The following is a 9,464-nucleotide window of genomic DNA, read 5'->3' on the forward strand; positions in this document are numbered from 1 at the left end:
TTAATCTAGCCTGGGAATTTCCTCAAAAGTGTGGAACGGAGCAGGTGAGGGAACGGTCCACTCCAGAGTATCTCCCCCCCACTGATTTGCCTCCGCCGCTTTGCCCCTCCTCAGGGTGTACACTGCAATCGCTATAAACAACAGTGCAGATGCGAAAGACAGAGCCGCACCCACAGATGAAACATAGTTCCATGGAGCGAAGGCATCGGGATAGTCGGGGATTCTTCTAGGCATTCCTGCAAGCCCAAGAAAGTGCTGTGGAAAGAATGCTACGTTTGTTGCGATGAAGGTCAGCCAGAAATGTACCTTGCCCATAAATTCGGGATACTGCCTACCAGACATTTTACCTATCCAATAGTAAAACCCGGCATACGCTGCAAAAAGTGCTGCTATTGACATCACGTAGTGGAAGTGTCCAACAACGTAATAGGTGTCATGCAGTGCCTTGTCCACTCCACCGTGTGAAACAACTATGCCGGTCAGCCCCCCGATCGTGAAAACGAAAATGAACCCTATCGCAAAGAGCATTGGGGTTTTCAGCTCTATTTTCCCTCCCCACATAGTGGCTATCCAGCTGAACACCTTAACCCCAGTCAGTACTCCTATCAGCATGGTTGTTACGCTGTAGTACGTCACCATCTCCACGCTTAGGCCTGTAGTGAACATATGATGTGCCCAGACTACCATTCCTACTGTAGCTATCCCCACCAGTGCGAATACCATCCCCAAGTATCCGAAAACGGCTTTGTGGGAAAATGTGGATACCACCTGGCTTATGATCCCGAATGCTGGGAATATTATTACATACACTTCTGGGTGTCCAAAGAACCAGAATAGGTGTTGAAAAAGCAGAGGATCACCCCCACCTGCTGGGTTAAAAAAGCTGGTGCCAAAATTACGATCAGTTAGAAGCATCGTGATTGCACCGGCCAACACAGGAAGCGACACTATAAGCATGAATGAAGTAAGCAATATGGTCCACACAAATAGCGGCATCTTAAGCAATGTCATGCCATGGGCACGCATGTTGAGAATTGTTACTATGAAGTTTATGGATCCTACTATTGAGGAAATCCCTGCCAGATGTAAGGCAAATATGGCAATATCCACAGATGCATCCGGATGAGACGATAAATATGAAAGAGGTGGGTATAAAGTCCAGCCGGTTCCGGGGCCACTTCCAATCAGAACAGAGCAGAACAACAACGCAAGCGATGCTACAAGCATCCAGAAACTGAGGTTGTTTAGTCTTGGAAATGCCATATCTGGTGCGCCGATTAGTAGGGGCACAAACCAGTTCCCGAACCCCCCGGTAAGTGCAGGCATTATCATGAAAAATACCATCACAAGCGCGTGTCCGGTGACCATAACATTGTAAAGTTGATAGTTCCCGTTCAGCACGTCTATGTGTGCTAGCTGTGCGCGCAATATCAGTGACAGTAGGCCCCCAACCACCCCACCTATTATTGAGAAGATGATATACATCGTGCCTATGTCTTTGTGATTTGTGGAGAACAACCACCGCTTCAATCCACTAGGCGCATGATCACTGTTCATACAACTGCCTCCCTAAACAAGCAGGTACCTGTAAGCTCACCGGGCAAACGGTGGGCAAGGTCACCCAGCGCTATCCTTCTGCTTTGCCACCCATTCGTCAAATTTATCTCTGGTTACTGCCTCAACCACTATAGGCATAAAACCATGCAGTCTACCGCAGAGCTCGGAACACTGCCCATAGTAAACTCCGGGCTTCTTGACCGAAAACCACGCTTCGTTCAACCTTCCGGGAATTGCGTCAACTTTGATACCCAGCGCTGGGACTGCCCAACTGTGTATTACATCTCCAGCAGTTGACTGTAACAAAACCACCTCACCTACGGGTACTACCATCCGATTGTCTACCTCGAGCAGGCGCAACTCTCCACTCTTCAGATCGGAATCATTTTTCATATAGCTATCAAACCGTATTCCAGCTTCAGGGTACACGTAGGACCAGTACCACTGATAGCCTATAGCTTTTACGACAACATCTGCCTTGGGAATCTGCTGCTCCTTTCGAATGAGTTTCACATTGCTTATGGTGAGAAGCCCAACAATTAGCAGTGGGACCAAGGTCCACAACACCTCAAGAGTGACGTTGTGTGAGTTTCTGTTGTTGAACTCTACCTCTTCACCTCTCCTTCGCCGGAACTTGATAAGCACGTATACCATTAGAGAAAAGACGACCACCGCGACTGCAGACATAACCAACATGGTGAAATTATGAGACTTAGCTATCAGCTCCATGATTTCTGTTGCGGGCTCCTGGAACCCAATCTGCCACGGGCGTGGTGCACTAGCCTCTAAGCTGGATCCTAGCAGCAATTCGCAAAAAAACAACACACCCACAATGAGCGCACGGAGCATAAGGAAAAACCCAGCGAAAGCCAAAATACACCGCCGGATGGTACATTGCAGTAGTGGAAATGGCAAGGCTTTTATTCCTCATGATCGGCAACCGCTGATTGGGGTAACACACCCTTAACCACGTACAGCGGGGGGAATAATTCCACCTGATGCGCAAACAACATGAGAAATGAAGCTTCCCCAGAAGCGGCGCTGTGCAATGCCATACAGAGGGGGTGTATACTCAAGCTTCGTAGTATGAAACTGCAGCTGTGTGTCCGTGACACAAATCTAAAATCCACGTGTAGGGTGCTAGGCGTAGCAGGCCTACACGCAGGGCACGCTTTCACGGTCTAATGCAAATTCCGTGTGGAGGAGATTTAGTGCCGATTCGGCATTCTGTGCATCTATCAAAACGGTGATTTTCATCTCAGAAGTGGAGACTGCTAGTACGGCTATGTCGCTGTTCGCTAACGCATTGAAAACCCTGCTTGCCACGCCAGGACGCGATATCATGCAGGTTCCTACCAGAGAAACCTTTGCCAGGTTGTCTATGACCATGAGGCGTTCATACATTATGCTGTTTCTGTGCCGCGTCAGGATGTCCTGAATTTTGTGCAGATCTTCCTCCCGGACGGTGAAAGTAATGTTGCAAAACTCGCCACACATGGTTTGTGTTATTATATCAACGTCTATGTTGTTTTCCGCTATGGGGGAGAGTACTGCTGCCATACCCCGGGTTGCGGGTACCTGAATCAACGACGCACATGCTATTTTTTTGCTTGCAGTGATTCCGGTGATAATTTTGCTTTCCATTTCTTCCTCACGCTCGAAAGACACCAACGTGCCCTTTGTTTCCTGAAAAGTTGACAGGGCATAGATGCGCACACCGTGCCGCATGGCTATTTCCACGGAATGTGCGTGCAATATTGCCCCACCAGATGCCGACATTTCTACCATGTCGTTATACGTTACGTGATTAAGCTTACGTGCATTCAGAACCAAGCTTGGGTCTGCTGTGTACACTCCTGTGACGTCCGTATAAACATAACATGTATCCAGATTGAGTGCAGCGGCTATAGCCACCGCGGATGTGTCTGAGCCTCCTCTACCCAGGGTCGTTATATGTGAATCATGGACCCCCTGAAATCCCGCAACAACCACAACCTCGTACTCATTCAAAAGTTTCAGCAAGGAATCTGCATCTATCTCCGTAATCCTAGCTCTTGAGTGCTCTGCCGTTGTTTTTATTGGTACTTGCCAACCCATTCTAGACTTTGCCTTGATGTTTTTATTCTGCAAGGCGAGCGCTAGAAGACCGCACGATATCTGTTCCCCAGAAGATACTGCCACGTCATATTCCGAGAGCTGGGTGCCTGATGCCAGATCTGCAACTTCCCGTGCGCTTGCGACAACCTCGTCCGTGAAACCACCCATGGCTGAGACTACAACCACCAGCCTATAACCACGCTCCACGTACTGCTGTACTATTCCGGCAACCCGCAGTATGCATTCTATATTTTTTAGGGATGTGCCTCCAAACTTTTTTACAAGGATTCTGCCCATGTCCAAAGTTACATATCGCACAGTTGTGGATTGTAGCAGCTTTGTTGATTGTTGGACAAATAATTTCATAAGCGAACTTCATAGGTGAGGCTTACAAGAGGTAGATGCCCGGCGAGTCTTGTGTTTTGGATGCCATTGTTATGGCGAGGGGTGTGCACTTTCTTTGATGTGGGAGACACGCTCGGTACACAAAAGTGGTTACCGCTTGAAGAAGGGGCAAGGTTTTGCTACCATACCCGGCTCTGGGTATGGTAGCTTCGGGGGTTCTAGTGGGGGGAAGTGAGTGCTTTTATGTTACGACTCCAATATATTACGTTAACGATACGCCGCATATAGGGCACTTCTACACGACTCTGATATCCGATGTTGCTGCGAGGTTCAGGCGCCTAGGCGGCGGTCAGGTGAAGTTTACTACTGGCACTGATGAACATGGCCAGAAAGTTGAGGGTATGGCCCGCGCCGAGGGTATACCGGTGCGCCAATTTGTGGATAAAATAAGTGATTCCTTTAGGAAGCTTGTAGAAGTTTCTGACTTTAGTTGCGATGACTTCATACGCACTACTGAGGAGCGGCATAAGCGGGCTGTGCTTGCGCTGTGGGAGCGCCTTAGAAGCAACGATCAGATATATCTTGGGCACTATGCCGGGCTTTATTCGGTCCGTGATGAGACTTTTTACCAAGAGCGTGACTTAATTGATGGTAAGGCCCCAACGGGCGCTGAGGTGGAGTGGATCGAGGAGCCAGGGTATTTCTTCAAATTGTCTGAGTGGCAAGAACCTCTACTTAGGTTCTATGCGGCTAATCCGGGGTTCGTAGTTCCGGAGGGTAAATTCAATGAGGTAATAAGCTTTGTAAAGTCTGGGCTCCGAGACCTATCCATTTCTAGGTCGAAGAAAAGCCTATCTTGGGGGATTGAAGTACCAAATGACGCCGAGCATATAATATACATCTGGGTGGACGCGCTATGCTGCTACTTGGCATTGTTGGGGTTTCCTGAAGTTGAGCATGCAGACTATAAAAACTACTGGGAAGGCAGCAGTGCGGTAAGCACACACGTTGTGGGTAAGGATATACTGAGGTTTCACGCTGTATACTGGCCGGCTATTTTAATGGCTGCTGGGCTACCGTTACCCAAGCGGGTGTTGGCGCACGGCTGGTGGCTGAATGAAGGCCAAAAAATATCGAAATCAGTGGGCAATGTAATAGATCCATTCGCATTGATAGAGAAGTACGGCCTTGATAATTGCAGATATTTTTTGCTCAGCGAGACCCCAATAGGGAATGATGCAAGCTTTAATGACGTGAGTTTTGTTGAGCGTATAAACTGCGATTTGGCTAACAACTTTGGTAATCTAGTCCAGCGTACTATAACGCTTGTGCACAGAGAGTGCGGAGGAAAAATTCCGGAGGTGGAAAGCCAGCTGCTTAGGGGAGAGGAAGCCCTGATGGACTATGAAGCGGTGCTGGGGCAGTATAAGGAGTATATGTCTGAGTATCGCTTTTTCGAAGCGCTCAGGTTTGTTATGGGTCTGTCCTCTGCGGCCAATGAGTATGTTGCAAAAAGAGCCCCGTGGAAACTGTTTGCAACAGATAGAAAGCTTGCGCAGGCAGTGGTGTTTAAGCTACTTGAGTACATAAGGTGTATCGGCATTATGCTCCAGCCCTTTATTCCTAGTTCTGCATCTCAGGTTCTGAGCCAGGTGGCACTTCCTGAAAATAAAAGACGGTTCGAGTGTTTTTCCGAAGCTTGTCAACACAACATTGCCCTGGGTGATCCAGTGCCCGCGTTCCGCAAGCTTGATCTTGTGTAAGCGCGAGGTGCACCTGGATCACGTTTGGTTGGTCCTATCCCTGTACTTTCCACGCGCTGTGGAGCGAGGTTATGCCGTTACATATGCTTTGGTGAGTTACGTTAAAGAAGCCTGCATCTGCTATTTCCTGAGAAAAATCTTCTGGGGACGGGAATTCCCTTATGCTACGCACCAGGTATGTGTATGCGTCAGAATTTCCCGCAACTAATTTTCCCATGTTTGGTATGACGTGGAAGGAATAAAGATCATACAATGCCCTAAATAATCCCTGCTTTTCTACGGGAGAAAATTCGAGACAGAGAAATCTTCCGTGAAGTTTAAGTACGCGGTATGCCTCTTTTAAGGACTTTTTTCTGTCTGGTATATTGCGTATCCCAAAGGTGATTGTGTAATAATCAAAAGAGTTACAAGCAAAGGGTAGGCTCTCTGCACTGGCGCACACCCAGTTTATGTTAGCGCAACCAGCGTTGATTGCTCTATCTCTTCCAACTTCCAACATATCTGGGTTGATATCACAAACAGTTACGTGTAGGCCTTTATGCCTCACTAAAGCCCGCACTGCTATATCCCCGGTTCCCCCAGCCACATCCAGCAATGCGCCGGTGCCGCGTACGATCTTCCTGCATAATTCTCGCTTCCACAGCCTGTGTAATCCGAAGCTCATACAGTCATTCATGAGATCATAGCGCGGCGCTACTGTGGAAAAGATCTCATTGACTTCCGGCTGTAGCGGCATTGCGCTAGAGTATGAACTTTGATAGGTCCATCTGCCGCGAAATATCCTCAAGCTTTTCTTTCACGTGATTGCCGTCAATAACGTAGGTTTTTCCTTTGTTTTCTGAAGCGTAGTAGCTAATGTCTTCCATAAGCTTTTCCAGTATTGTGTGTAGCCTTCTGGCGCCGATGTTCTCTACCTCTCGGTTAACAGTTGAAGCTATTTCTGCTATTGCAAGTACCCCATCCTCAGTGAACTCCACATTCACGCCTTCCGTTTCCATTAGGGCGCGGTACTGCCTTAGTAGATTTGACTCCGGCTCAGTAAGAATTCTTATCAGGTCATCCCTGCTGAGTGGCTTGAGCTCAACCCTAATAGGCAGGCGTCCCTGCAATTCCGGTAATAGGTCCGAGGGCTTAGCCAGGTGAAATGCGCCAGATGCTATGAACAGAACATGATCAGTGGTTACTGTGCCGTACTTTGTGCTTACACTAGTTCCCTCGAGTAGCGGTAGGAGATCACGCTGAACGCCTTCTCTGTTTACTTCGCCTCTCACCTCAGTCCTGGCAGCTATCTTATCTATTTCATCCAAGAATACTATGCCTTCGTTACTTGCGATGTGCAGCGCTTCTCTGACTATCTTGTCTTCATCAATGAGTTTTTCTGTCTCTTCATCGAGCAAGATTTCCCTTGCCTCTTTTACCGTGGTTTTAAACGTCTTAAACTGCTTATTTCCCCCAAGCATTTTCTGCACTATCTCGTTGATGTTCATGATTCCCACCTGGCTACCGGGCATGCCCGGTACATCGAAAGAGTGCTGAACATTCTTGTTTTCCTTCACGCTGATAGAAATTTCAGAGTCCTCAAATTCTCCAGCCTTGAGCCTTTCTCTAAAGGCACTTTTCGTTTCTTCACTTGCTTCAACACCGACCAGGCAGTTGAGTATGATTTCTTCAGAGGATTTTTGTGCCTGTTTAGCTACCACCTTCCTGTGCTTTTCTTTAACTAGCAGAACAGCTCTGTCAACCAAGTCACGCATTATTGAGTCAACATCGCGCCCAACGTAACCTATCTCGGTAAATTTGGTGGCTTCCACTTTGATGAATGGAGCCTGTGCGAGCTTAGCCAAACGGCGAGCTATCTCCGTTTTACCCACGCCGGTGTGTCCAATCATCAGTATATTCTTGGGGATAATCTCGTCCCTGAGTGGAAGAGGTACGCGATTTCTGCGCCAGCGACTCCTAAGCGCATTAGCCACTGCTTTTTTTGCTTCTTCCTGACCTACTATGAACCTATCAAGCTCCCTGGTTATTTGGCGAGGGGAAAGATCACGCACTTCATGTTCCTCTCCGGGCTCTGCGCTGCCTTCAATCCCGGCTCCTTTAGGCCCGCAACCGCCGCTTTGGTTGGGATTCTTACCTTCATCTGATTCTGAGCTGCCAACGCCCACGCCTGGTTCGCCGGAATACATCATTACCCCTCTATTTTCTCCATGATAATATTATTGTTAGTATAGACACAGATCTCCGAGGCAACAGTCATAGCTGCTGTGACTATGTACTCCAGAGTCATGTCTAAGGCAAGCTCATCTCTGGCGCTACAAAGCGCCCTAGCTGCTGACAGGGCAAAGTTTCCCCCCGACCCTATGGCTGCAATTCCGTTTTCTGGCTCTAGCACGTCTCCGCTACCAGAAACTACCAGGGAAACAGACTTGTCTGCAACTATCATCATGGCCTCTAATCTTCTTAGATACTTATCTCTCCTCCAATCCTTTGCCAGCTCAACGCACGCGCGCATCAACTGACCTGGGTGCTTTTCCAGCTTAGACTCCAGCCTTTCGAACAGAGTAAACGCATCAGCTGTAGCCCCTGCAAACCCGGTTATCACCGCGTCATCAGCGAGGCGCTTGATCTTCCTTGCGGAAGTTTTCATTATCGCGCTACCCATAGAAACCTGTCCATCGCCCGCGATCACCACGCTGCTACCCCTTCTTATACACAGGATAGTAGTTCCGTACATTGTGTAGTCGTTGTCTCTGTGATTCATGACAAAACTCCCTGTGAGACTCCACTTAAAACGACGAGAGACGGGACTAGCGCTGGCTCAAGCAACTAACTACCATAAGCTCGATTACATTGCACCAAAAATACAAAGGTGTCCAGGATTATGCACTCTCGCTCCACTGAAATCCAGTTAAGATTTGTGAGAATTTGCAATAATGCCCTGGAGGCCTATACGAGGAACTTGCGGTGGGGTTCTACAGACAACATAGTGGAATCGGTTGCGTAGAAAAATACCTATGCTGTGTAAATTTTATTGTTGAAACACTATTGATTTTGTTGTTAGGGGACAAAAATGTGATACACTCGCGGTGTGGGTGTGGACTTTTGGTATTGCTTACAACGCTGCACCGCTTCCGTGTTTGTGAAATTTTCTTTGCGTTTTGTGGGAGTGCCTGCCGGTTATGTCTAGGTTTGCGGCCGTGCAGTGTGTTTTTTTGTTGGCTGTGTTGTAGGTGCTACTTTGCAGCGCATGTAGGAGAGGGGGAGTCTTTTTGCGTGATCTGGCATAAAAATGTGCTTGTGCGGTGAAGAGTTATGGTATAGATTCCGGGCTCGGGGTTCATCCGAAAATTTCCCTAGTGGGAGTGGTTTTGTGCGTTGGCTTGCTGTGCCTGAGGAGTTGTTCGGTGTGATGTGGCGGCTTCTGCATAAGGTACTGTTGGCTCAGATTTTCAGTGAAGTGGTGATGCTGATGGAGGCTTGGTGTGCTCCAGCGCTTTGCGCTCAGGTTTGGTATTCCTAGAACTGGGGGTGGCGTGCTGTCTTCGGGAATAGTTAATTAAATTGTACTTATTGGGTTTGGTGAAGGGAGTTTTATGTCAGAAGGTGTTATGGAAAAGGAAGAGTCTATAGTGAAGAGCGACGTGGCAGAAAGCCCCCCCAGCAATGGAGTTGGGAGGATACTGAATCTGTGTGAATTGAAGA

The 9,464-nt window shown here is 48.1% G+C and carries 7 protein-coding genes; 1 reads left to right on the forward strand and 6 read right to left on the reverse strand.

All coding sequences use genetic code 11. From position 1 onward, the window contains the following. The 3 genes from ctaD to OC187_RS03675 form a co-directional block, all read right to left on the reverse strand. Complete coding sequence (ctaD, locus tag OC187_RS03665) at positions 1-1,557, reverse strand: cytochrome c oxidase subunit I (protein WP_262998195.1); 1,557 nt, start codon at positions 1,555-1,557, stop codon at positions 1-3. A gap of 60 nt (positions 1,558-1,617) precedes the next feature. After that, the gene (gene coxB / locus OC187_RS03670; RefSeq protein WP_262998196.1) at positions 1,618-2,406 is read right to left on the reverse strand and encodes a cytochrome c oxidase subunit II; all 789 of its coding nucleotides are present in this window, start codon (positions 2,404-2,406) and stop codon (positions 1,618-1,620) included. A gap of 306 nt (positions 2,407-2,712) precedes the next feature. Then, positions 2,713-3,951 carry an aspartate kinase gene (locus OC187_RS03675; RefSeq protein WP_262998204.1) on the reverse strand — a complete coding sequence of 413 codons (1,239 nt, stop codon included), beginning with the start codon at positions 3,949-3,951 and terminating at the stop codon, positions 2,713-2,715. Between the two features lie 248 nt (positions 3,952-4,199). Between OC187_RS03675 and metG the strand changes: the two genes are divergently transcribed. Next, entirely contained in the window at positions 4,200-5,762 is a 1,563-nt protein-coding gene (gene metG / locus OC187_RS03680; RefSeq protein WP_396124720.1) for a methionine--tRNA ligase, read from the forward strand. A gap of 34 nt (positions 5,763-5,796) precedes the next feature. Here the strand turns inward: metG and OC187_RS03685 are convergent, their stop codons facing one another. From OC187_RS03685 to hslV, 3 genes are read right to left on the reverse strand one after another with little or no spacing between them, the layout of a single operon-like run. Beyond that, positions 5,797-6,498, reverse strand: coding sequence for a class I SAM-dependent methyltransferase (locus OC187_RS03685; RefSeq protein WP_262998199.1), 702 nt, complete (start codon positions 6,496-6,498; stop codon positions 5,797-5,799). 4 nt (positions 6,499-6,502) lie between these two features. Then, the gene (gene hslU / locus OC187_RS03690; RefSeq protein ID WP_262998205.1) at positions 6,503-7,948 is read right to left on the reverse strand and encodes an ATP-dependent protease ATPase subunit HslU; all 1,446 of its coding nucleotides are present in this window, start codon (positions 7,946-7,948) and stop codon (positions 6,503-6,505) included. A 2-nt stretch (positions 7,949-7,950) separates the two neighbouring features. Next, positions 7,951-8,523 (reverse strand): ATP-dependent protease subunit HslV, encoded by a 573-nt coding sequence (gene hslV / locus OC187_RS03695; protein ID WP_262998200.1) that lies wholly within the window; start codon positions 8,521-8,523, stop codon positions 7,951-7,953. Between the last annotated feature and the right edge of the window lie 941 nt (positions 8,524-9,464).

The organism is Anaplasma capra, from assembly GCF_025628805.1.
Lineage (GTDB): Bacteria > Pseudomonadota > Alphaproteobacteria > Rickettsiales > Anaplasmataceae > Anaplasma > Anaplasma capra.

What these genes read in the sequence shown, in the direction of transcription:
- ctaD (WP_262998195.1), bottom strand. Translation starts at nt 1,557, where the DNA reads ATGAACAGTGATCATGCGCCTAGTGGATTGAAGCGGTGGTTGTTCTCC.
- coxB (WP_262998196.1), bottom strand. Translation starts at nt 2,406, where the DNA reads ATGCTCCGTGCGCTCATTGTGGGTGTGTTGTTTTTTTGCGAATTGCTG.
- OC187_RS03675 (WP_262998204.1), bottom strand. Translation starts at nt 3,951, where the DNA reads ATGGGCAGAATCCTTGTAAAAAAGTTTGGAGGCACATCCCTAAAAAAT.
- metG (WP_396124720.1), top strand. Translation starts at nt 4,200, where the DNA reads ATGGTAGCTTCGGGGGTTCTAGTGGGGGGAAGTGAGTGCTTTTATGTT.
- OC187_RS03685 (WP_262998199.1), bottom strand. Translation starts at nt 6,498, where the DNA reads ATGCCGCTACAGCCGGAAGTCAATGAGATCTTTTCCACAGTAGCGCCG.
- hslU (WP_262998205.1), bottom strand. Translation starts at nt 7,948, where the DNA reads ATGTATTCCGGCGAACCAGGCGTGGGCGTTGGCAGCTCAGAATCAGAT.
- hslV (WP_262998200.1), bottom strand. Translation starts at nt 8,523, where the DNA reads ATGAATCACAGAGACAACGACTACACAATGTACGGAACTACTATCCTG.